The organism is Butyrivibrio sp. DSM 10294, from assembly GCF_028539135.1.
Classification (GTDB): domain Bacteria; phylum Bacillota; class Clostridia; order Lachnospirales; family Lachnospiraceae; genus Butyrivibrio.
Genome location: NZ_JANSWL010000040.1, coordinates 26109 through 52015 on the forward strand (window position 1 = coordinate 26109; position 25907 = coordinate 52015).

Genomic DNA, 25907 nt, shown 5'->3' on the forward strand with positions numbered 1-25907 from the left:
TGATTGATGTATTATGCATCTAAGATTCAATGGCTTTAGGCACAAATCCGGTGCTGCTGCTTTATATATAGTAATAGTTTTGGCCTTACAAAGACAGGGGGAGCGGGTAAGGTGTCGGGGACGATGGCTTGCAGGAATGAAAATTACTTCTTATAACGTTGAGGAGGATTTAGGAGCGCCTCAGACAGACAATCATGTGAGTGTTCCGAACAGCGTGAGATGAGCATGATTGGCTGGATGAGGTGCCCTAAATCCCCGATAGGTTATGAAGGAATTTTCATTTCTGCAAGCCATTGGCACCGGCGCATTACCTGCCCCCCCGTCATGTATCCAAACCATCACCATATAGAAAAAGGCACCGGATTGTGTTCCGGTGCCTTGAATTTAGTGGCCGCCTCTTTGTTGGTTGGAACCTGAGTTTCTATCCTCCGGCTTCCCCGGCTGCGTCTGCCCATCATAGTGATCACCCTCACCATTACTCTGGTCCTGTCCTGAACCGGATGTGCTATCCGCGCCTCCAAGTACCACATCAAAGGTCTTCTCAACATATTCGTTGCCTTCCAGCCTCATTACAGTTATGGAAACAGTACTTCCTGCTGCATAGTACTGAAGCCTGTTCTGAAGGTCCTCTCTTGATGCGACCTCCTCACCGTCAAGGGCTACAATAACATCTTTTTTCTCAATTCCTGCTGCCTCAGCGCCGCTTCCCTGCTGAACCTTGTCAATGTAGATTCCCTCAGGAATGCCATAAACTTCTGAAACATCTGCAGTAACACTTACGCAGACAACTCCGAGATAACCTCTCTGGCTCTCTGCAACCTTGAGCCTGGTCTGCTCATTCATGAGCTTCTCAATGATAGGCTGTGCTGCAGAAATAGGAATTGCATAGCCCATACCCTCGATGGTATCACCGCCAAGCTTGTTGGAGTTGATTCCGATTACCTCACCCTGAAGGTTAAGAAGAGCTCCGCCTGAGTTACCGGGGTTGATAGCTGCATCTGTCTGAATAAAGCTACGGGTTACGCCCTCTGAAATCTCAAGTTCACGGTTAAGAGCAGAAACAACACCGGTTGTAACTGACTGTCCATAACCAAGAGCATTTCCGATAGCTACAACGGGCTCGCCAAGAGCAAGTGCATCGCTGTCACCAAGGGTTGCAATCTTAATAGTTGAAAGTGTGTCTGATGAAATGGAATCAAGGGTTACCGCGATAACCGCAAGGTCCATGTCTGAAGCTGTACCTTTTACCACTGCCTCAATTGCAGTATCATCGGAAAAAATTACTTCAAGGGTGTCAGCTCCCTCAATTACGTGGTAGTTAGTAGCGATAAGAAGTTCTGTATCGTTCTGTCCCACTATGATTCCGCTACCGGAAGCCTGCTGCTCGTCCTGATAGGTATATCCGAAATAGTTGCCTGATACAGTGTAGTTGTTGTGGATAATAACAAGGGCAGGCATAACCTCTTGTACAACCTGTGTAACATCGGTAACTACCGCCATTGTCTGACCTGTAACTGTGGTTGTCTGGATGTTGTTTGAATCAGTCTTGGAAACAGTAGTCTTCTCTTTAGTCTGTTCCTGTGTATCCTCAGAAGCTACCAGGGTTGTATCTTCCTTCTCTTCAACCTGTGCCTGCTGATTGTGACCTGTGATCTTGCTATAAGTGTAATAGGCTGATCCGATGCTGACTCCGATAAGTGCGATTGCTGCGAGAGATGCTGCAACTATCTTGATCACATTGTTCTTTTTCTTAGGAGTCTGTTCTACTGTATTGGTAGTTGTAGTATTAGCGTACTGATATGTACCGTAGGTCTGACCGCTTGACATGTCACTTGAAGGAATCTGTGACTGACTTGTGCTGCGCTCGTGGCTATAGGGGCTGTATCTGTCGCCGTAGGGATCATGCACCGCATTGGCATCGGTATAGCCACCAAAAGCGGGCTTGGGTTCCTCTAATGAAGATACATTCTCTTTAGCATTTGTAGATTCGTGGTCGTTGGAAACTACTCTGCTGTAGCCGCCGTAGGTTCTTGAAGGCTGCTCGTCATAGCTGCCCATCTGGTGACCGGCGTAGCCGCCTGTCTGTGCACCGCCATAAGTAGTTGTCTGCTGTCCGCCATATGCCCCACCTGCATATGTCTGACGGTTCTGTCCGTAGTCATAACCCCTGTAGTCAGGAGTACTATAGGATCCGGTACTGTACGGATTGTTGCTGCTTGCAGAAGAATTGGAGCGTCCAAGTTCCTCTGTTGAAGAAGTTTTGTCGTTTCCCACACCATTGTTTTTCAGTTCATTGTCGTTCTGTTCATACATGGTATATCACCTCTTCCTTTCGATTATGATTTTTAGTATAGAGGCAGTTTGTGAAGGAATTGTGTTTATTTTCTTATACAATTATTAATAAATTGAATGATAATGGGGCTAATTATGAGGACGGGCAGAATCGGCAGGGGCCGGGGAGATGGCTTGCGGCAATAATAATTTCGTCAGAACCCCATGGGTATTTATGGCACCCCATCCAGCCAGCTATGCTCATTTCACCCTTCCTCGAAAATTTACTTATCGAAATACTCTACCACTTCATCAAGGCTGGCAAGGACCGTCTCCGCAAGGTGCTTCATCTCTTCGTTGGCGGGGAGAAGATCCGGCACCATGATGGGGCGGAGTCCTCCGGCGGCGGCTGATCTTATTCCGTTGTAGGAATCCTCGATAGCGTAGGCATTTTCGGGCTTCACACCAACCTTTTCACAGGCAAGAAGGAAAATCTCAGGATGAGGCTTACTGTGGGTGACCATGTCTCCGGTGACGATCTCATCAAAATAATCGATAATACCTGCATCTCTAAGCTCATTAACTACGGTCTGCTTTCTGGTTGAGGATGCAAGAGCGATTTTTTTTCCCTGATCACGAAGATACTCAAGAAGCGCCTTCACTCCGCTCTTCATGGGGAGTTTGCCGCCATCATATTTTTCGTGAAACATTACGGAAGCTTCCTTGGCAAAGGTATCATAAGGAAAATCCTCGCCATAAGCTTCCAGCATTATTTCCCTTGTTCTCTGATTGGTGGTTCCGGTGCAGGCAAGAAAGTGTTCTTCAAGATTTTCAATGTTATACTTCCGGGCCAGCTCCAGCCAGCAGTACATGGTTGCTCTCTCGGAATCGAAGATAACTCCGTCCATATCAAAGATTACCGCATCAAATTTTTTCATGCTTCCCCCTCATTTCGCAAAATTTTTTTCTATACTTTCTTAATATGCCGGTCACTTAATAATCTTCCTCCAGGACCTGGATTTCCATGTAGTCAAAGGAGATCTGCTCGATAAAAGCGTCCTTGGTGAAGCGGCATTTGTTGTGAAGTTGGAAATCTTTGACGATATTGTCAAGCCAGATGGGCTTGGAAAGGTCCAGCTCGTAGCAGGCCTTTTCGATGGAATTCATTACTTTGTGGGTTCGGGTGTCTAGGGTGTCATCGCAGATGACGGTGTCTTTGATGAGGTGGTTATCATCGATGAGTTTTACCCAAAGTCTAAACATTTTTTCATTTCTCCCGGATAGTATAGTATTTGACTAATTATAGCAGAAAATAAATAAAGGAGGCTAATAAAGAATGTGAGTGCTACTGCATCATAGTAAAAATGAAATAACGGCTGCGCCGTAATGAAATGCACTGCGTGCATGAAATTCCCTGCGGTATTTCATTCATCTACGATGATTTTCATTCAAAGTGTTTCAGCACTCCACTTGCACTGAGCCCACTAATAAAGCTCTCCCTGGAATGATTAATAATCAGCTCCTCAGGGAAGTGCACGGTCTCCAATGCCTTCAGTGCCCTGTCAAATCTTCCGATATCGTAGGAAACATGGGCATCCGTATTGACGCAGATCTTAACTCCCAGCTCTGCGCAGCGCTCGGCGATCCTGACACAGTGCTCCTGATGGTCTCCGGGCCACATGAAGCTGTGTTCATTGATCTCGATAGCCTTGTGGAGCTCTTTTACCCGCTTCAGGACTGTATCCATATCGAAGGCGACACCTGCGCGGCCGATATGGCCTATGAAATAAACCTTGGGGTTCTCCAATATCTTGAGATACATCTCTGTGGTCTTGGCGATTCCTGCACCTTCCGCAAAGCGCTTGGCGTGGACGCTGGCGATGACGAAGTCCATCTTTTTGAAGACCAGCTCCTGCAGTGTGGGCTCGCCCTTATAGGGATCTCCGATTATAGACTCAGGGCAGATGATGTCGTGACCGAACAGGTGACCCTCAAGGTCCACCACATCTGCTTCGCAGCCACGAAGAAGGGTGACCTTGTGCCACTCTCTGGGCCACTGATCCACGCCGAAGAAGTACTGATAATTCTTGATGTTTTTGTAGTCGGCATACAGCATGTCACTGAAATGATCTGTGCTGGCAAGGAGCTTGAGTCCCGCCTTCTTGGCCGCCTTGACATTCTCCTCTATGGTTGAGTAAGCATGCCTTGAATAAAAAGTATGAGTATGGGTATCACATTCGATTCGATACATATTAACCTCTTCTGGAAGTATTTTTTTATTAAACACAAAAAATGATATGAGGACCTATGTCCCCATATCATTTATATCGTCCAAAAATTTAGTTTAGTTAACCCTTAGTCTTCGTAGCCGTTAGGATTCTGGCTCTGCCATCTCCAGGAATCTTCGCACATTTCCCTGATGCCGTTCTGTGCGGTCCAGCCAAGTTCAGCCTTAGCCTTGTCTGCATTGGAGTAGCAGGTTGCGATATCACCGGGACGTCTGTCCTTGATCACGTAAGGAACCTTAACTCCTGTGGCTTCCTCGAAGTTCTTGACGATATCAAGAACGCTGTAGCCTACGCCTGTTCCAAGGTTGTAGATGTTAAGTCCGCTGCCGGGCTCAAGCTTCTTAAGAGCCTTGACATGGCCCTGTGCCAGGTCAACAACGTGGATGTAATCACGAACGCCGGTTCCGTCCGGAGTATCATAATCGTTACCGAAAACAGACAGCTCAGGGAGCTTGCCTACAGCAACCTGTGTGATGAAAGGCATCAGGTTGTTGGGGATTCCGTTGGGATTCTCGCCGATGGTGCCTGACTTATGGGCTCCGATAGGATTGAAGTATCTAAGGAGAACCACGTTCCACTCGGGATCAGCCTTCTGCATATCTGTAAGCACCTGCTCAAGCATGGACTTGGTCCAGCCATAAGGGTTGGTGCAGGTTCCCTTGGGGCATTCCTCAGTGATCGGGATAAATGCAGGATTGCCGTATACTGTAGCAGATGAAGAGAAGATGATGTTCTTGCAGCCATGCTTTCTCATAACGTCAACCAGTGTAAGGGTTCCTGTGATATTGTTATCGTAGTACTCCCAGGGCTTGGCAACAGATTCGCCAACTGCCTTAAGTCCTGCAAAGTGAATAACGCTGTCGATCTTCTCATTGGAAAAAATCTTCTCGAGACCCTCTCTGTCTCTTATATCAGTCTCGTAGAAAGGAACTTTTTTGCCGGTGAGAGCTTCTACTCTTCCGAGTACCTTCCTGCTTGCGTTGACAAGGTTGTCCATAACAACAACGTCGTAGCCTGCGTTCTGAAGTTCAACAACTGTATGGGATCCGATGTAGCCTGCGCCACCTGTTACTAGAATTGCCATAATCAACCTCTTTTCTTCTGTAAAAAAATCTTGTCTTTTGTTTACTATGGTTTCATTTTAGAGCCGTATTCCGCTTATTACAACTGTCTTATGTTACAAAGAGCAGTCAAAATGTTATACACAAGCGATGCAGTAACTTAAAGCTCAATTCCGTTAAGTTTGCAAAGTTCTCTTGCGGACTCAACTGAGTCGATGCCTGTCTTGTTCTTAATAGGAGCGAACTCGTGCTCTCTTACTACCTCATAGGGAAGGCAGGTCTTGAGCTCGTGGATCATATCAAGAACCAGCTGCTCGAACTTGCAGCCGTTGGGAGCCTCGGGCTTAACAAGCTGTGCGTTCTCATCGATATAAGGAATCTTCTTCTCAACAACGTGAAGAGGAAGTGTGTTCTTGGAAATCTCGTTAAGTGCCTTCTCGTTAAAGAGATAGTTAAGGATAACGCCGAAGTTGTAAGCAGGATCGCCGTTCTCATCCTTGGCATCAGCCATCTCCTGTGACAGCTCGTAGTACTCAACGATTGAAGGTCTGCCGTCCTCAAGACACATAACACCTACCTTCTCATCGGGAGCGTTCTTTCTTACAACCTTGGCACCGCAGTCAACGCCTGTGCTTACGGTAGCTCCTACGAAGCAAGGATCTGCGATTCTCTGAAGTACGTTGTCAACAGCGAAGATATCGATCCATTCAATGCCCTCCTTGAGGATCAGGTCGCGAAGGCCTGCCTTGAGCATTGATGAATACCAGCCGGCATTACCGTTGGGAGAGGTAGAGATTCTACCCTTGCCCTCCATGTATACCTTTCCTTCGTAATCTGATGCAGGAGCCATATCCTGCTTGAAGAAGGTAATCTTCTCCTCGGGATATCCGAAGAAGTTGTGCTCCTTGAGGAAGTTAATGGTAGCATCATTGTTCTTTTCACTGGTCATGATGAAAAGGCGGATGTAGGTTCCGTCAGCTGCCTTAACTGTATCAAGAAGGTTCTCAATGATTCTCTGGAAAATATAAATGGGCTTGGTAAGACCGATATCATACATTCCCTTAGGGTTGTCTGAGCCAAGTCTTGTGCCCATTCCACCTGCGAGAAGACATGCTGCAACCTTGCCGGCCTTGATGGTCTCGATACCAACCTTTGCAAACTCCTCTTTTCTCTTCTCAATCTCATCTACCTGCATAGCTGCAAGAGGCTCAAATACTCCTCTCTCTCCGCCTTTACCCAGGTTCTTGCAGTTCTCAAGAACTGCGAAATCTGTCTCATCGATCTGCTGAAGAAGGTCTGCCTTCTCAGCCTCTGTGAGTTCGTCGTAATATTTAAGGACATGTTCCTGTCCAAACTGTTCAAGTTTTGCTTTTGCTTCCCCGTAATTCATAACTCTTTCCTTTCGATATAAATTCGTTGCTTTTTCAACCGATTTATTCTATCACAAATAGACTATAAGTCAAAGAGAACCGTTTAAGTTGATGACATCCATCACAAAAAAAGAGTCAGGTACTATAGCTATCTACAGTAACCTGACTCAGGTTCTATGTTATTTCTGTCCGGGTGTCCATCCGGCGGGATCTATGAGTACACCATTTTTATCGAAGGTGCAATTTACATTATCAAGAAGAGCCGATACACCGGCCAGCATGCGGCCGTTGTTGGCATCGTAGTAGTGCCAGCCGTCGGGCTGCTGTACCCAGCCTACAACCTGATGACCATCGGCGGGATCGAGATAGTAAACCCCCTCGGGAAGTCCCAGCTGTCCGAGAGCCATTCTTCCGTCTGCAGCGAAGTAGTAAGACTTGCCATCGATTGCATTCCAGCCGGTAACCATTTTGCCGTCAGGTCCGAAGTAGTATCTTGCGGCCACTTCGCCTGACCAGCCTGTGCTCATAACGCCGTCTGCTCCGAAGAGGTAGTTGGCGCCGTCAACAGCCTGCAGGCCAACCTTGGCGGTATGTGTGGCAGGATCAAAATAGAATCTCTGTCCCTGCTCGTTGGAGTACCAGCCTGCGATGGCAATTCCGTCGGGGCCAAACATGTATTTTCCGGTCTCAAGGGCCACCATTCCGGTAACCATGACACCTTTTTCATTGAAGTAGTAGAGCTTGTCGCCAATCTGTGTAAGGCCTGCGTGCATCACGTAGTTCTCGTCAAAATAGTGAATGCCGTCTTCAAGTGTAACAAAGCCTCTCTGGCAGACACCGTCAGCGTTTGCATAGTACACGGGGCCGCCCACATTGAGAAGTCCGGTGCATCTTACACCATTTTCATTAAAGTAGTAACGGGCGCCGTCGATATCGGCAAATCCGGTCTTGGCCCTTCCGCCCTCAGCGGGGTCAAGGTAAAAGATTCCGCTCTCATCCTGGAACCATCCGGTCTGAACCCAGCCGTTGGCTTCGGTGTGGTATCTGCCCTGGGCAAGATTGAGCCAGCCGTACATCTTGCGGAAATTGCTGTAGTAATAGGTATGTCCGCCCCAGCTGTTGAAGCCCTCGGGAATGATCCTTGAGAAATAATCGGAATACAGGTGGTTAACGTCTACCCTTCCTGCGATTCCTGCAAAAGAGCCGTGGCTGGAAGACTGCCACATTGCATAGTCTCCTCCGTACTCACAGGCACTGCCGTACTGAGCAACCCATTTTGCAGAAGAAACATTGGGCATTCTGCCCTGGAACCAGTTCTTGCTGGCGTATACCATGGGTTCGTAGCCGTTGGCATTGATAATGCCGCAGAAGGTATCTGCGATTGCCTGAAGCTGCGCCGCATTAAGGCTCTTCTGGCAGGAGTCCTCAATGTCTATGGCAATGGGGAAAGAAACGCTGTAGGGCGCTATCCATGCCAGGACCTGATTGGCCTCAGCTGCTGCCTGCTCAGGAGTTGTGGCATAGGAATAGATATAGACTCCGGTCCTGATGCCCGCTGCGTTTGCTCCATTGATATTGTTGACGAACTGCTCATCCAGTCCTTTTTTGGTGGTTCCGACTCTGATCATGGCGAAACGAACGCCTGAATTTCTGACCTGCTGCCAGTTGATGCCTCCCTGATACTTGGAAACATCGATTCCTAAGGCAACTTCCGGTCCTACTGCCTGTGACTTAACAGAAGCAACCGGTGATAAAGACATAAGTGCAACGATGGACATGATAAGTCCTGCACTAACAAGACTCTTCTTAATTCTTCCCAACATAAAAACTCCCCCGTATAATGTTTGTTAAACTTTTCTTAACAAATATTATACGGGAGGGGACGGTTGTGAGTCAATGGGGACGGTTGTGAGTCAATTGGGGACGGTTCTCTGTGACTCGCTTCGTGAGTCAGCAAGAACCGTCCCCATTGACTAACAACCGTCCCCTAGCCTTAGTTAACCAGGTTTCTAGGATTTCCGTTTATCCACGCCTGCGCATTCTTCTTAACTTCCTCAAGGCACCTGGTCCTTGCCTCAGTGCTGGCCCAGGCAAGATGAGGAGTCACTATGAGTTTGCCGCTGTCCTGAATCTGAAGAAGCGGTGAATCCTTGGCCATAGGCTCAGGATTAAGTACATCCAGACCTGCTGCCCTGATCTTACCCTGCAAAAGAGCATCTGCCAGGTCCTGTTCGCTGACCACCGCACCTCTTGCTACATTGATAAGGATCGCAGTGGGCTTCATTTTGTCAAAAGCCTCTTTATTAAAGAGGTTCCTGGTTCTGTCGCTCAAAGGACAGTGAAGAGATATGACGTCAGAGCGCTTAAGGAGCTCATCGAAGCTCACCTGCTCATAGTCTGTGCAGTCACTGCTACCTGATGATGCGTAGAAAATAACCTTAGCGCCATAGGCGGTTGCGATCTGGGCAACCTTTTTTCCTATATTGCCCATTCCCACGATGCCGTAGGTCTTACCGTCCAGTTCTTCGAAGGGAATGTCGAGGCAACAGAAATGGCTCTGGGCCGCATAGTCACCTCTTTTAACAAACTCATCGTAGTGACGAAGTTTCTCCATCAGGTAAAAGAGCATAGCGAAGGTATGCTGAGCAACGGATGCCGTGGAGTAGTTCACCACGTTGGCAACCTTAACTCCATGTCTGTCGCAGGCAGGGATATTGGCATTGTCAAAGCCTGTGGCAAATTCGCAGATAAGCTCAAGGTCAGGGGCATCATCCAGGAGTTTATCGGTGATCTGACTCTTGTTGATCATCAGGATCTTGGCTCCTGCCATCCTCTCTTTTGCATTGTCCTCGGTTATCTTATCCTCGTAATAAACCACTTCGCCCAGCTCATCGTAGATGCTGTAATCCATGTCCTGTCCAATACTGTCGGTATCCGCTACTACTATTCTCATATCAAACCTCTCGTTTTTTATATGTATGATACCACATTATGATCTTTTCTTCTTTCTGCGGATCATAAATCCTGCTCCGCCTGCAGCTGCTACACATGCAAGAGCTGCAACTACGACGCCAACGGTCTTGTAAGGGAACTCATCATTGGTGAGTTCGCCGCCAATTCCGGTTGTAGATATATCTGAACCGGTTTCGTCCTGCTCAGAAGATCCGATAGAAGCTTCGCCCGCTTCTTCTACTCCGGGCTTACCGCCCTGACTATAGCTGGGCTTGTTGCCGGTTGTGGATGAAGTCTTATTCGATGTTGACACCCTTACATCCTTGAACACAACGGTCTGCTTGTTGCCCGCAACGTCCTTGGCAATAAGTGTGATGTTCTGAAGTTCGTTACTCTCATTAATAGTTATTGTCTCAACGTTATCATCTGCAGCCAGCTCTTTGCCGGTAAAGTTACCAATCTCTTTGCCGTTACTGTATACAGTGAAGCTTACAAGTCCCATATTATCGGTTACGTCAACGTTGAAGCTGTGACTCTTTTCCCTGTAAACGCCCTTGTCTTCGATGTCGGCAACAACGATACTGGGTGCTGTTCTGTCAACGGCGAACTCAATCTCAGCATCTCTGCTCTTGTTGTCCATCTCGTTGGTAGCTCTGTCCTTGGTGTAAAGAGTTACAGAATATACGCCGTCTTTGGCAAAATTGGTCTTGTTAACATTGTAGGTAAAGGTCTTCCAGGTTGTATCATCGCCCTGTCTGCTAACCAGGTAATCAGTCTCGCTGTTAAGCTGTCTGATAGCGCCGTCTCTGGTCACTGAGATGTTACGCTCAACAAGGTCATCGACGTTGATCTCGGTGACAACAACGTCCTGAGGGTCATTTACGTAATACTTGTTGTTCATCGCCTTGGTTCCTTCGCCAAGTACGAAGACAGAACCAAAACGGTTAACTGAGAATACAAGTGTCTGGATTGCTTCATTTCCGGCAAGATCCATTACTTTGGCTTCAAGAGTATAGAGGTCATCATTTGCCTTGACTCTGGAAAAATCAGCGCAAGAGATTACAAGTCCGTCCAAAGACTCGGAGACACTACTCTTAATATCCATCTCGCCGTTATTGGAACCGGTGAGCCTTATCTCTGATACCTGCTTGTCCATATTGAGGTCGTAGCAGTTGATAACAGGAGCTACTTTGCCGTTATTGGCAGAGAAATTCTCAACTTCTGCAAAAGAGATCACAGGATTGGTTCTGTCAATTACGTAGGTTCCGAAGTCTATATCAAGGGTCTTTTCCCAGTCATATCTCTTATAGCAGATTCTGAAGGAATATCTTCCGTCTTCGTCCATAATTGCTTTGGCAATTGTCTTATTACCCTCGGTCGCAAACTCAAGTCTGGGAGTCTTGGTAGGAAGACCGGCTTCATTGTTTTCGATATATACGTACTTATCTACATTTCTTTTGTCAAAAACAACGCTCTCAATTACTGCTTCGTTATAATAAAAGCCGTTTCTGGCATCGCTCTTTTTAATAGTGTTCTTAGTGGCATTAGGAATATCAGATGCGATTACGAACCTATCACCCTGGGCTTCGGATGTATCAATTGACCAGCCCACACTATCTTTTGCCCCATTTGAACTTACAGAAACATTGTATTCACCACTTCCGGAGAAGTTAAGTCTTGCTGAATAAGTAGCATCTCCATATTTATAATCACTGATAGTATATGTGTAATCCTGCGCACCATTTCCGTTATCAGCTTTCCTTGTTGCTGTAACCATGCATCTGATAGCGTTATCAAGATCTTCTGTAGTAAAAAATACACCGCCACTTATCATAACATCCATATATACTTCAGAGCCAAATGGATATGTCTTTACACCATTATCAACATACGGATCAGGCATGCAGCTTCCAAGACTCAGCTGGGGAGCTCCCGGCATATATATAACAGTAATCGGCTCATCAAACGCTTCACTTTTGTTATTGGCGTAATCTGAAGCGATTACCCTCTTAATTGTATATTTACCCGGACACTGAAATTCTATTGTGGCATGAGCCTCGCGTTTTCCTTCGCCATTAACAAAAATTTCTCCATCTACAGAAAGAGGTCTGGTATATGTGGGGCCGTTATCATTCATACTATCATCATCTGTACCAATTAGTGAAAGCCCTTCGTATGAGAACTCGTATCCTTCAATATCCTTAAGATAATCATCAGTCACACAAACATCTAAATATTTATCTGAACCAACGATACCAATGGCAGATGTTACTTTCCCGGAAAATTCATCTGTGTCGTTATCTTCTTGTTTCTCTCTCGTTGCAACTGTTACACTAGCTTTCGGTGCAACATTATCAATATATACATCACTTGTTATTGAAGAAATATCCGATCCGACACTCATTTTTCCGGCAGGGCCATTTGCTACTATAGTGCAATGCAGACTAGCAGTCTTTGCACCGGATAGAAATACTGCGGTCTTTGCATTTTCATCTTTGGATGTGATTGTATAGTAGCGTTTTTGAGGAGTCATTGGCATAGTTACATTACGATTGTCAGTATCTCCCTCCACAATAACATTGTTATTCATATCCTTAATACAACTTGGAGTTAGAGTAGTAGAGGAACCATCATCATATGTCACGTTGATACTAAGTGCGTCACCTTCGTAAACATTTTCCACACAGTAAACAAGCGTAAAGCCATCTACGTCCGGATTAACATAGTAGACTTTATCCGGTGAATTTTTATCAGAAGAATCCTCTATATCACCAGAATATGGCTTAAGCTCTTCAAATTCGCCATCTGAAGTGCCTTTATGCAAGGTTATGTTGTAAGGCGAATTATTACGATAAATATATTTAGAAGATTTAATACCACAGTTAGCATATGATTGACGCTCTTTGTTATATGCAACAACAAAAATATCTGATGGATTTACTTCTCCATTGACTTTACATGTATAATAAATAGTTTCACCAGCAGAAGTATGATCTACCAAATTCAAATCATCTTTTTTTTGAACTTCTCCGGTAAAGCTTACGCCCATTAATTCATACCCTTTGCCAAAAAACTCCTTTCGCCAATCTTTCAGGAAATAAACACTGGTAGATGTAACTTCACCCCCCTCATAATTGTAGAATACTGACAACTTAATATCTTTAAATACCCAAAGACTATTAATATCCTCAAACTCAGCTTCTTCCTCATCCTCTGCATCATTATCACTAACATCCCCTGCAGAGTTCTCAGATACCTCATCATCCTTCCAGTCATCCTCATCAGAAGCACTTGAGGATGCAGCAGCGGACTCCTCGGATGACGCACTGCTTGCAGCATCAGCGGAGTCCTCGGAGGATGCATCTGTGGAACTGTCTGATGCGCCTTCCCCATCAGTTGAGGTTGCATCTGTAGAGCTGTCTGATCCTGCGCCCTCAGAGCTTGCGCCTGTTGATGCACCTTCTCCGGAGCCGGAATTATCACCTTCTACAGGAGTAGCACCTGTTGATGATGCGTCTTCTTCATCTGATGTATCATCGCCTTCAGAGTCACCACCTTCAGAATCTCCACCTTCGGAATCTCCACCTTCGGAATCTCCTCCCTCGGAGTCTCCGCCCTCGTAGTCTCCTCCTTCAGAGCCTTCTCCCTCGGAGTTGTTATCCCCATTCTCACTGTCTTCACTGCTTTCGGGAGCACTATCCTGCTCTTCGACTTCAGGCTTTTCCTCATTCTCAGCTTCAGCCATTGCAGCTACAGTCTCATCGGCTGATGCATGAATAGATGCGAAATTACACCCCATAATAGCGGGAACCAATAGCGCAACAAGAAGTCGTCTGCCCAGCATAGACTTTACTTTCTCAAAATTCATAATTCCTCCTAATGCACTACCCCATTGAGGCCCCTCAACCAGAATGAGATTAGTAAAAAATAAATAAATTTTGTGTAACTTTTTTGTAAACCAGGAGCCGATTATATATTATTTATTTCAGTAAAAGCAATGAATTTTGTGTGAAAAATATATTCGTAATTTAGTTAAAATCGACATTCAATTCTATTTTTTATCGATTATATTTGCTCTTTTTTTGACTAATTTTCTTTGATTCCATAGTTATCAGATAAAATCTCTATTTGTATAAATGTTTAAAAATACACAAAAAAAAGAGGCATCTGCCTCTTTTTATCAATTGTATAAAATATTTTGTATTCTTACGCTATCAGCCTCCCTGGGACCTGGCCATCTCTATAGCTTTTTTGGCCTGCTCAACGTTACTTTTGGTTTCGACGATCAGCGATTGTACATGGTCGCTCTGTCCTTCCAGGGACTCAATGTCGTTCTTGATGTGGAAGCTGACTGTCTCAAGTTCCTGCTCCATGGTGTCGTAGCTGACACCTGCCATGGCAAACTTGCTGTAATGGGCAAAAACCTGGGATGCTATCTCGTTATAGATCATTAGCGCCGTGGTTGGATTGTCTATCTCGGCAATATTACCGTCAGCAATCTCAACAAGGTTCTCCCAGTACACATTGTAGGGCATTCCCGGATCACCGGTCTTGTCATCTCCGCCAATGGAGTTGTAGTATTCAGCGATGGTGCAAAGTCTCTGGGCTCTGGCCTTCTGTGACTCCTCAAGATAGTCTGAAGCAAAGGCCGCCTTCAGCCATTTCAGCGAGAGCTGCTTGTTGCCATCATCCTCATAGCAGTAATAATATGCCATACCAAGCTTATAAGCGAACTCATCATAAGCCTCGCGGTTAGCCATAAATGCCTTCTCTATCGTAGTTCCGTCGCAGCTTGAAATAAGGAGCTTACGAAGGTTCTCATCCTCTGAAGCGGTAAAACAGTCATCTGCAAGAATCCTGTTATCAAGCATCTCCGTAAACGCTCTGGGATTGGTGGGCTGCAGTCTGATCGCCTCTGCAAACTTGCCTGTTGCGGCTACATCATCCTCTTCTCCAAGCGCATCAAGGAGCAGATCCTCGTAGCTGGTAGTCGCAGTCACAGTTGCTGCATTGTGGAAATAATATGACATGGAGCCGCAGATAACAGCCCCTGCCGTCAAAAGAGCAACCAGCGCCACGCTCATTTTGGCCGTCTTCTTGTAGTCTCTGTCCAACTGCTTGTAATGCTGAAGATCGTACATCAGCTCAGCACAGGACTGATATCTGTCCGCAGGGTTATTCTGAACGCACTTGGCAATGATCTTCTCAAGTCCCGCAGAAAGAGACGGGTTCCAGTACCTGATGGGATAGAACTCGTAGGGCGGCTCGTTGGAGGTATGCCCTGTCAAAAGATTGTACATAGTAGCGCCAAGGCAGTATACATCTGTCCTCGGATCAGTCTGTCCCATTCCGCCAAACTGCTCGGGAGCCGCATAGCCTCTGGTTCCAAGATACTGCGTATCTCCTGTGCGGTTCATCTTGTATTCCCTTGCAGTTCCGAAGTCGATAAGGCAGACACGTCCGTTGGGGCGAAGCATGATATTTGCAGGCTTCAGATCCCTATAAATGATCGCAGGAGTTCTGCTGTGAAGGTATTCAAACACATCGCAGAGCTGTATTCCCCACTCGATAACATATTCCTGGGGCTGCGGACCCATGGTCGCCAGCGCCTTGTCCAGCGTATTACCCTCTATGTAATCCATAACGATAAGGAACCTGCCCTCATCATCGATAACGTCTACAATACTGGGTAAATATGGGTGCGAGAGGTTCTTCAAAAGATTGGTCTCAGTAATTAGACTCTGACGCACCACCTGATAGTTGGCAACAGCGTCCTTACGGACCTCCTTGATAGCCCAGGGCTTATTGGCCTTCTCGTTCATAACAAGATAGACGGTACTCATACCGCCCTGTCCTATGACGCTAAGGACCTTGTATTTTCCATCAACTAAACTTCCGATCTGTAACATTGTTTTATTTCTATTAGTTCTCCACTGTAATACTTTTTCACGATATTATCCCGACAATAATAACATCAATACGTCAGATTAACTACCACATTCTGCAAAAAACACAGAATGTTCAGAATTGCTTCGAACCAAATCAAATTACCTTTATAGTTACTTTTACACTTAGTCCGCTTCCATCCATTGCTTTAATGGTTACAGTCGTAGTTCCTTTTTTCTTCCCGTGAATATGAACATAGTCCTTTTCATTAACAGTTAATGTTGCAATATCTTCATTTTTATTGACTATGTACAACTTATTCTGACGATTCTCGCTAAGTAGCATACATGTGTAAGGATAATCTTTTCCTACCAGTACCTCGTATGTATTACCACGGCTAAGCTTCATATATGTGTTACAATCCACACGCTTCACCAATTTGGTTTCACTATGCAGATTTGAGCCGTCTGTTGTATAAGCAGTAACTTTAATACCATAGTTGTTACACTCACAGTCAAAACGTAGATCCACCGCCTGTTTATCATATTTTTTCTGAGAAACTGCTGTAATCTTTCCGTTTGAAAAGGTAAAGAGATATTTCTTCTTTAAGATTTTCGCCATTGTGGCATCGCTAATTACTCCAACACTTGTCTGCCCCTTGTCTTTGTAGCCAACAATCTCATACTCCCACCTTATCTTGCTGTTACTTGGTTTGCCGTATTTTGTACCTATTACGGGAGTAAACTGGAGCGACCCTCCTGACGCAAGCTTGTCATCCTGCCTGTCTATCGGAACCGAAAGGGATAGGTCGGATACCGGAATTACCATTTTGATCTTAGCTGTGGCCTTCTTGCCTGAACCGTCATTGGCAAAAGCTGTAACAGTAACATTACCTGCAGCAAGCGCTGTAAGTGTGGCCTTATTTCCTTTGATACTAAGGTTTGCTATTTTGTCATTTGACACCTTCCAGGACACTGTCTCATCGTTATCTGTTGAAGCTTCAAAAGATACGCTGTCCTTCAAATCTCCAACTGCATGCGTTGCTATGGTCGTAGTAGATGGCGTAGAAAGAGTCACCTTTGTTGCCCTTTCTCTTACTGTTATTTCCTTCTCCGTATACACACCACTACAATCCTTGGCAGTTGCAATTATAACTACTTTTGTCCCCTTTGCAACATCTTTGGTAACTGATACTTTACCACTGGAAGGGTTTACTGATACTCCGGGGATATCCTTTTTTAGTGACCATGTCACTTTCTTATTGCTTGCTTTTTTCGGATAGGCGATTGTTTTGTAACTTGCATTTTTCCCTGCTGCAATATATGTCTGACCGGTTATTTCAAGTTTCGTCACTCCCTGTTTTACATTGATAACTACCTTTGTTTTTTTCTTGGAATCATCCCCTGCAAAGCAAGTAATTGTTGCTTTTCCTAAACCCACTGCCTTAATAGTCGCACTAAGTCCATTCGGAGTAACCTTCACTACGTTATCATTACTACTTTTCCAGTCTGGAACAGCTTTTATTTCATTGCCTGTCTTTCCTTTCTGACTTACAGTAAGTTTCATACTTGTATAGTCAGTATCAAGAGTAAAAATTCCCTTAGTCATGGCTCCGTTTTTTGAATACTTAATACCATACCCCCCTGATTTTTCTGATGTCTTATCTACACCGGAAAATATAGCCATAGTATTAACTGCATTCTTTATTACCTGTATTGATACCTTTGCTGATTTCTTTGATCCGTCCCCTGCAGTACAGGTTATAGTCGCCTTTCCTATACCAACTGCCTTAATTGTGGCATGCAGTCCATCAGAAGTAACCTTTACTACTTTTTCGTTGCTGCTCTTCCATACAGGAGTGGTTTTTATCTCGCTACCATCTTTTGTTTTCTGCTTTGTAGTAAGCTTCATAGCGGTATACTCAGTACCAAAGGTGAAAATTCCCGATTTTATTACTTCGTTTTTACCATATTTGATTCCATACAGCTTTGATTTTTCTGAGGATTTACCGTATTCAGAGAAAATTTCTATGGCTGTTATCTTCTTTTCGGTTCCCGCCTGTGCATTCTTTTCATCCCACTCACAACTGTCACCGGTTACATCATTTCCCGATATATCTTCTGCAGAATCGTTTGCGGATATATCCTCCTGAGTCAGATCGTTTCCTGAAATATCTTCAGTTTCCTCATAAGTCAGTTCTTCCTGCTCATCATATACTTCGTCATCTCCGATGACGTATTCCTCTGATTCCGGATCATTCCATTCTTCATCTTCACAGATCTGTTCATCATTATTTTCATAACTTGAATCCACCGCATAATTTTCCGAACCAAGTTCTTCACTATCCGGTTCATTAGTCTCATCGATGATGATTTCATCATCTTCTGCTACAGAGATATTCTCTTGGGTTCCATCAGATGCTTCTTCTGATGCATCCTCGCTGATGTCCTCAATCTCCCAATAATCCTGACTATCTGTAAGATCATAACCGGTGCATTCTCCTGCGGCCGCAGCTCCAACTGACTGTGTCAGAAAAGCTGTTGCCAAAACAAATGCTGCTATCGTATTCTTAAGTTTTCTCAGGCTCATACTTCCCCCTTAATACAGGTACAAATATACAGGTTACTATAACAAAATGCGCATCGGCGAAACACTGCCGATGCGCATCTCACACTATGATACTAACGTTTATTACTTACTAACTTTTCTTCTGCGGATCATTATTCCCGCTGCTGCGGCTGCCAGGACGCAGGTTACTCCTCCTGCTGCTGCAGCTGCCTTTTTGTAAGGAAACTCTTTCTTAATAGGCTCCTCAGGAACTACAGGTGCTACGACCTCTTCAGTAGTTTCAGGCATAACTGCTTCTTCCGGCTCTTTGGTTACTCCAAGAGTCTCAGGAATATCAATCTGCTCTGCTACCTCTTCTATTTCTTCTGTCTCCTCAAGCTCTTCTTCAACGAGCTTGTCGGCATCCTTGGCTGAAACAACCACGTTTTTGTAGACAACAGTCTGCTTGTTACCGGCTACGTCTACAGCGATAAGGGTAATGTTCTGAGCTTTTTTACTCTCTTTAAGAGTGATGGTCTCTACATTGCCATCAGCCTTAAGCTGCTCTCCGGTAAACTTCCCGATTTCCTTGCCGTTGTTGTATACAGTAAGGTCAACTACTCCCATGTTATCTGTTACATCTACGTTGAAGTCATGGGTCTTTGTTTTGTATACACCCTTATCTTCGATATCGGCGGCAACAATACTGGGAGCTGTCTTATCTACAGCGAACTCAATCTCGGCATTTCTGCTCTTGTTGTCCATCTCATTGGTAGCTCTGTCTTTGGTGTACAGAGTTACGGAGTATACACCATCTTTGTCAAAATTGGCTCTTCCTACGTTGTAGGTATATGTCTTCCAGCTGGTGTCACTGCCCTGCTTGTTTACTCTGTAGTCAGTTTCATTGTTGAGCTTCTTGATAGTTCCGTCTCTTGTAAGTGAGACATCTCTGGTAACAAGATCGTCAACGTTAATCTCAGTGATCGTTACATCCTGAGGATCATTGGTGTAATACTTCTCATTCATGGCCTTGGTGCCATTACCAAGAACGAATACCGAGCCATATCGGTTAACAGAGAATACCAGTTTCTCTGTGCTCCTTCTTCCGGCAAGATCTTCAACGGTTGCTTCAAGTACATACAGATCATCAACGTCCTTATTACGTTCAAAATCAGGACATACAGCCTTGACGAAGCCCTTTCCGTCAGAAATTGTATGGCTGATAGGCACTTCACCGCGATTAGCACCTGTGAGCTTGAGATCTACTATAGTCTTGCTCTTATCAAAGTTCTCATCGCTGCAGTTGATCACCGGTGCTACTGCTCCGTTATTGGCTGAATAATTCTCTACCCCTTCAAAAGTAACCTTGGGATTCTGTAAATCAATTACATAGGTAAAAAAATTCTCCTCAATGACATCGCTGCCTCTTTTATATCTGATAACAAATGCATATCTGCCTTCTTCCGCCATAATAGCACGAACAACGGTATTGCCCTTAGAATTCTTCTCGCATTTGATGGTCGGAAGCTTGGTAGCTCCTGCTGGAGCATAATAATCCACATCAATGTACTTCTCCTGCACATACTGATCAAACTCAACTCTCTCAGTTACTGCTGAAGTATAGTAAATTGTATTCTTGGGTGACGGGTTATTTGTTGTTAACCTGGTCATCTTGGGCACTGAAGACTTAATGACAAAAGTAATTGAACTCTCATTTACAATAAGATTTCTCTTTCCGGCATCCAGATTGTCCAGTTTGCCCTCAATTGATACTGTGTATGTTCCGGGCTCAGAAAAAGAGAGCTTGGCAGTATGTCCATCTGTGGTATATCCGGTGTAGCTTAGAGAATTGTCATTACTGTCACTGGCTTCACCATCATCACCATTTTGACGAGTAACAGAAAGAACATGTTTAATACTGTCTGTAACGCCTTTTCCTCCCGGATATAATCCATCCTTAATTGTGAATAACACGTTGACGGAACTGTTTGTTTCGAATGTAGGTATCCCATTATCATCTTCTACATATGAGTCTGAATCCAGTCCATTCATCTCAAGAATAGGATCTTTCGGATCATATATGAACTTTGGACTTGTATAACTGTCACTTTCATTATTTGCCAGATCACTGGCTGTTATGCCATCAATCCAATAAATACCCGGTTCACAAACAGAAATAGGATGTGTCAAAGTAGTATCTTTATTTGTCTTGCAATCTACTATCGGCAGATTGGAAGCGGAATAATCACCTGCGTTGGTTTCACCCTTGATAGAGTACGATGTAATATCATGCAGGTTATCATCTGTCGCGCGCAAAAGAACACTATTATCATTAATGGAGTGATTTTCATCAATAGGTTCTTCATTTCCACAAAAACCTATATCCTCAATAGCAGCTACTTCAGGAGACTGTCCGTCAACATATATATCTCTATCATCAATATCGGTTGATTCTTCAGCTCCCGGCGCAGTATTTTCAAGTTTGATTCTGCACTTAAGTTCAGTCTCATTAGGAGTTGACAGCATTGTTGCCACATTGGGGTCTTCCTGCGGCTTAGGAAAAACACTGAATACATATTTACGGGGCTGGAATGGCAACAAACCCTCCACTTCATCTCTGTTAACTAATTCTGTATCCAGATAAGTTTCTCCATCGGTAGCACACTTAAGGGCAAATGTACCATTTAGATTAGTCACACCTGTTACAACATATTTAAGATCATCATACTTTTTGATATCCTTGGGATTAACAAAATATACTCCCTGGCTATTGGAGGAATATCCATCAATCTCTGTTTTAAGAGGATGCAAGTCACCGGTATTCACTCCACTTTTTGCATAGACAATATAGTCCTTGCCATGTTCACGATCATAATCAATTACAGGGGCCTGATTCTCTGCAACACGTTTATATGGCTGTGCATGGAACTGAATATTGGTTACCTTAGAATTCCATAATTTAGAATAATTGAAATGATAGTAACCATATTCTTCAAGTTGAGGCTTATTAAGCCATATTTCTTCAGATCTGTAGCTACCAATATTAACTTTGATTTCGGTAAGCACCCAACCTACATCTGCAATGACATCTGTATAATAAATATCTGTAGACGTAAGATCATTATCTTTATTATAGTTATAGATAAAATAGACCTCTGCCTCATTAAAGACAACAGTATCATCCATAAACTCCGCAGTCTCGGCATCATTACCGCTTACATCTTTTGCCTCCCCGGAAGCATCCTCACTGGATGCACTGCTTGCAGCATCCGCAGCATCTGCTGAAGATGCACCTGAAGAAGCATCTGCCGCAGCATCTGTAGAAGCGCCAGATGATGCACTTGTTGAAGCATCAGACGAATTGCCTGTAGTAGCATCAGATGAACTTGCAGTGCCTGCGTTGTCGGAGCTTGCACCGGTTGATGCACTTCCGGAAGCCTCACCGCCTGCATCTTCTGAAGTAGTCGCACCGGCAGAAGACGCATCCTCAGCATCTCCTGATCCGTCTGAACCGCCGTCGCTATCCTCACCGGAGGATTCTCCGGGATTATCATTACCATCACCTGAGTTATCGTCGGATTCTCCACCCGGATTACCCTGGTTATCGTCCGCTGCGGGCTGATTATCATTATTGTTCTGATCTTCTTTGGAATCTTCGCCTGAATCCGCAGTAGTTTCCCCGCTTTCAACTACGGCCTCATCAGCTAATGCCTGAACGGCAGTAAAATGACATCCCAAAATTGTAGGAACCAACAATACAGTAAGGAGCTTCCTTCCCCAAAAAGCCCTGACCTTATCAAATTTCATACATCCTCCTGTTTAGAAACAAAATAAAAATTTTATTACACAATTATAAAAAAAATATAAACACATGACCGATTATAAGTTACTGAATAACTAATTGCAACAATATTACAGAAGTTTCTGAAAATTATCCGCTGTTTCAGCTATCCGAATTATCTCACCAAGCGAGTATTCTTTATTATAGTTGACGCTTTATGGCGATGCTTTTAGCCCCATTCGCGATAATCAAACGGTATCTTATATGGATACCCATACACCGTTACCGTGTAAATCGCATAATAATTTCCTTCACTGAAATCGTATTCAAATCTATGTTTAACAAAGTGCTCATAAAAAATTGGGCTCTCCTGCTCTCTTACAACAAAATCACGTCCTTGATATACCCTATGACTCTCATAGTAATCATTTAGTTCCTCCGCAGATAAATCACTTTTTACCAGCATCACTCCCATAAAGCCCATACACCTTTTATTAAAATAATCATCCTCACATCCGGAATAATAGGTTTCTATCAATTCTGTATGCTCCGGCAGTGGTACCTCCATCAACATATCCACAACGTACGCAGCAGCTTCATTGTTTCCTTTTACGACACAACACTCAGCAACAATTATACATCCCACAAGAGCAACGACAACGATCAAAGCCATACTAATATTTTTTGCTATGTTTTTTTTCATCCTTATCCTTTTCATCCCACACATTTAACAAAAATCGCAGAATGATTGTCACCGGCGCCCTTTCTGGTAACTTCTTTCTGGATGGAAGATATCAGTTTCTCGATTCCTTTGTTGCTGCCGGTAAAGAAGACTTTACCGGGGAGCTTTTTGATGGTTTTGGGAGTAAGCTCTTTGTATACACCGTCGCTACACAGGAAAAATTCATCTTTCTTGCCAAGCTTGCCGGTGATTCTGTTGAACTTGAGGCTGTCACTGACTCCAACGGCCTTGGTAAGTTTGCCGTTGGGGGCAGCGTCGTCCCTTGTGATCTGATACATATGGATTTTTTTCTTCTTGTACAGTCTGCTGTCTCCGGCTGAGAAAACAGCATATCTGTCCTTGAATATGACAAGACATACCACGGTACTGCCGCAGGGGCCTTTCGAATTGTATTTCTCGAAGATCACCTTGTTGGCTTCGGTGAGTATTTCTTCTATTTCGTCAAAAAGCTCTGAGGCTTTGTCATACTCTTTATCTTTGTTCTCTCTCTGCCAGAGTCTGATTCCACCGATGATCTCTCTGGAGGCCAGTTCTCCGTGCATATGGCCGCCCATACCGTCAGCGACGCAAAATATTGCCAGATCACCTTCTGTCAATGCCAGAACGCTGTCCTGGTTTATTCCGTCACGTGAGCCTCTGTCGGTGTAGTTCGCTGATAATAACTTCATAATTTATCGACCTTCCGAAATTGTTATGGTGTAAGAATGCCTTCCTATAGTTACTACAGAGTTGCTGACAATAAGCTGGGGTATTGTAGGTTTGAGCAATACGCCGTTAATTGCACTTCGATTCTTAACATCCTTAAGGTCTGTATAATAAAAAGTTCCATTCTTGACCGATACTACCGAATGATGTCTGTGGACTGAGTTGTCGTCGCCGATGATGATATAGTTGTCCTCCATACGGCCGATGGTAACTTCATCGATGAGCTCACATCTAAAGCTCCTGTCCTCATCTTCTGTATCTGTCATAAGGAACATATATTTCTTTCTTCCGTCCGAAACTGAGGGCGTAAGCTGCTCTGTTCCGTTGTTCTGGCTTCCTGTGCCATATCCGAATAGTTCTGTCTCACCTGCGCCTGCTGCAAGATTGATTGTAGGCATCATGACATTCTCAGGCTGTTTCTTATTCTTGAATGCCAGATTATATATAAGAAGCCACATAAGACCTGCCAGTACGATTACCGCACCAACCAGCGCAGCAATTACTTTAGGCTCTTTGAGTCTGTCCCAAATTGTTGGATCCGGCTCTATAACAGGTTCTTCCGGTCTTGGTGGTTCCGGCGGATCCACAATCACAGGTTCAAGTGAAAAAGGTGTCTGCACCATGAATTCAACAGAGCTGCCACTTGCCAGGGTAAGTCTGCTGTTCTTGCGTTCTCCATCCTTGGCTTCTTCAGGGATTGTTGCGGTCACTACAGTAATGGCACTGTCTGCGGCTACAATAGCAGGAACTTCTCCAATGCTGTCTTTGTCTATAACGAGATAGTCTCCGGCTGTTCTTCTTGACAGTGCAAACATGTTCTCTAACAGCTTGGCATTGGACTTGGTCTTAACGCCAAAGGAATAAATAGGGTAGTTTCTGGATGACATATGATCAACCAGCTCGCTCTCCGTATATCCTATCTCTGTGTTATCCACACCATCCGCAAACACCAGGATTCTGACATAGCCATCATAGCTGTTGGCTTCCAGTTCGCTGATGATGTCATAGAGAACGTTGTAGAGATTGGTATCCTGATCATTGAATTTGATAGAATCAACAGTATTGATCAATGATTTATAATCGTTTATAAAATCTCCGTTGAGATATGTTACGGTCTTCTCTACCGTACCGATTCTGAAATATTCATTTTCTCCATGGGCATCAATTATCTGCTTGATCGTATCAAGAATAGGCTGCCTCAATGACTGAGTCATGGACATGGAGTTATCCAATAATATGAGAGTCCTGACTGGACTGGAATCTTCACCTATACCGCAGGATCTGATATCTTCACAGGCTGTTTTGCCAATCTGATAAGTACTTGTTCCGTCAAGGGCTCCGTTTCTGATATACGCCCTGACTATATTTTCGCGTACAAAAGACTGCATAAGTCTAGCGGGCTCCTGAGACACTGCCTCTTCCTCGGTCTGTACCTCTTCCCCGGTCTGTACATCGCCTTCAGCCCTTGCCTTGATCACTGCAGGTCCACCTGCGAGAGATAAAACAATACATGCAGCAAGTGCAAGATTAATCCATTTCTTAAAGCATTTCATATAATAAAAACTCCCATCATTTCCTAAATACACCAAAAACAGTGCCGTTAAAAGCACTGTTTTCGGGTAGAATATCTATTTTGATATCAATTAAAGCATTGTGATGTCTGCAGGTAAAGACTGAGCTAATGCGATGTTGTCGTTCTCACCGTTCTCGTACTCTGTAGCGATCTGCTGAAGATCTGTGCTGTATGTCTGGCAGATGTTGTAAAGTCTGTCGATATCGTCTCTAAGACCCTCGAACTTATTTACAAAGCTCTCACGAGCCTCGCCCTTCCAAATGTTTGCTGTGCCAAGAACAAGCTCGATCATCTCGGTTGCTACATTCTTTACCTGATCAGCATGATCCTGGAAAATCTGTGACTCTGCTCTTAAGTCCTGTATGTCTGATACTCTTAAATTATTTAATGCCATGATTAATATTCCTCCTAAATTATATTAAGTATGTCTCATTAGTGAGCTGCGATGTTGACGTTGGTCTCTTCTGCTCTCTCATATCTCTCAAGGATATTGTTAAGAACCTTCAGATAATCCATGATTCCCTGATAGAAGTCCTCGAAGCAGTGCTGCTCCTTGTTGAAAGTCTCCTGGAATCTCTCGCTTGCTTCACCTTCCCACTTCTGTGTGAGCTTCTTAGCTTCCTGAACGATGTCCTGAGAAGTCTCCTGATATCTGCCGTTAAGCTGCTGTAATGAATCGATAACCTCTCTAATTGCCTGTGAACTAGCTACATAAATTTCTCCCATTTTGT

General features: G+C 44.4%; 17 protein-coding genes. All 17 read right to left on the reverse strand.

Annotation, left to right across the window (positions count from 1 at the left end; translation table 11 throughout):
• Positions 1-384: 384 nt before the first annotated feature.
• Entirely contained in the window at positions 385-2313 is a 1929-nt protein-coding gene (locus NXH67_RS02905; RefSeq protein ID WP_022779255.1) for a S1C family serine protease, read from the reverse strand.
• A gap of 242 nt (positions 2314-2555) precedes the next feature.
• Positions 2556-3209: an HAD family hydrolase gene (locus NXH67_RS02910; RefSeq protein WP_022779254.1), complete on the reverse strand. Its 654-nt coding sequence runs from the start codon at positions 3207-3209 to the stop codon at positions 2556-2558.
• Between the two features lie 55 nt (positions 3210-3264).
• Positions 3265-3534, reverse strand: a complete 270-nt coding sequence (locus NXH67_RS02915) for a hypothetical protein (RefSeq protein WP_022779253.1) — start codon at positions 3532-3534, stop codon at positions 3265-3267.
• 181 nt (positions 3535-3715) lie between these two features.
• Entirely contained in the window at positions 3716-4522 is an 807-nt protein-coding gene (locus NXH67_RS02920) for a phosphatase (protein WP_272796312.1), read from the reverse strand.
• 104 nt (positions 4523-4626) lie between these two features.
• A complete protein-coding gene (galE, locus tag NXH67_RS02925; protein WP_272796313.1) occupies positions 4627-5643 on the reverse strand; it encodes a UDP-glucose 4-epimerase GalE in 1017 nt (338 codons plus the stop codon).
• A 137-nt stretch (positions 5644-5780) separates the two neighbouring features.
• A complete protein-coding gene (locus NXH67_RS02930) occupies positions 5781-7010 on the reverse strand; it encodes a UTP--glucose-1-phosphate uridylyltransferase (RefSeq protein ID WP_272796314.1) in 1230 nt (409 codons plus the stop codon).
• Positions 7011-7169: 159 nt separating this feature from the next.
• Positions 7170-8813, reverse strand: coding sequence for a GH25 family lysozyme (locus NXH67_RS02935; protein ID WP_272796315.1), 1644 nt, complete (start codon positions 8811-8813; stop codon positions 7170-7172).
• 170 nt (positions 8814-8983) lie between these two features.
• Positions 8984-9943, reverse strand: a complete 960-nt coding sequence (locus NXH67_RS02940) for a D-2-hydroxyacid dehydrogenase (protein ID WP_022779247.1) — start codon at positions 9941-9943, stop codon at positions 8984-8986.
• A 36-nt stretch (positions 9944-9979) separates the two neighbouring features.
• A complete protein-coding gene (locus NXH67_RS02945; protein ID WP_272796316.1) occupies positions 9980-13810 on the reverse strand; it encodes a hypothetical protein in 3831 nt (1276 codons plus the stop codon).
• A gap of 346 nt (positions 13811-14156) precedes the next feature.
• Positions 14157-15851, reverse strand: a complete 1695-nt coding sequence (locus tag NXH67_RS02950) for a serine/threonine protein kinase (RefSeq protein ID WP_272796317.1) — start codon at positions 15849-15851, stop codon at positions 14157-14159.
• 133 nt (positions 15852-15984) lie between these two features.
• Positions 15985-18375, reverse strand: a complete 2391-nt coding sequence (locus tag NXH67_RS02955; protein WP_272796318.1) for an Ig-like domain-containing protein — start codon at positions 18373-18375, stop codon at positions 15985-15987.
• A gap of 144 nt (positions 18376-18519) precedes the next feature.
• On the reverse strand, positions 18520-22182 hold the full coding sequence (locus tag NXH67_RS02960) for a hypothetical protein (RefSeq protein WP_272796319.1): 3663 nt from the start codon (positions 22180-22182) through the stop codon (positions 18520-18522).
• Between the two features lie 203 nt (positions 22183-22385).
• On the reverse strand, positions 22386-22829 hold the full coding sequence (locus NXH67_RS02965) for a hypothetical protein (RefSeq protein ID WP_272796320.1): 444 nt from the start codon (positions 22827-22829) through the stop codon (positions 22386-22388).
• Between the two features lie 41 nt (positions 22830-22870).
• A complete protein-coding gene (locus NXH67_RS02970) occupies positions 22871-23566 on the reverse strand; it encodes a PP2C family protein-serine/threonine phosphatase (RefSeq protein WP_022779242.1) in 696 nt (231 codons plus the stop codon).
• Between the two features lie 3 nt (positions 23567-23569).
• Complete coding sequence (locus NXH67_RS02975; protein WP_272796322.1) at positions 23570-25156, reverse strand: FHA domain-containing protein; 1587 nt, start codon at positions 25154-25156, stop codon at positions 23570-23572.
• Positions 25157-25246: 90 nt separating this feature from the next.
• Complete coding sequence (locus NXH67_RS02980; protein ID WP_022779240.1) at positions 25247-25570, reverse strand: WXG100 family type VII secretion target; 324 nt, start codon at positions 25568-25570, stop codon at positions 25247-25249.
• Positions 25571-25608: 38 nt separating this feature from the next.
• On the reverse strand, positions 25609-25902 hold the full coding sequence (locus tag NXH67_RS02985) for a WXG100 family type VII secretion target (RefSeq protein WP_022779239.1): 294 nt from the start codon (positions 25900-25902) through the stop codon (positions 25609-25611).
• Positions 25903-25907: the final 5 nt, after the last annotated feature.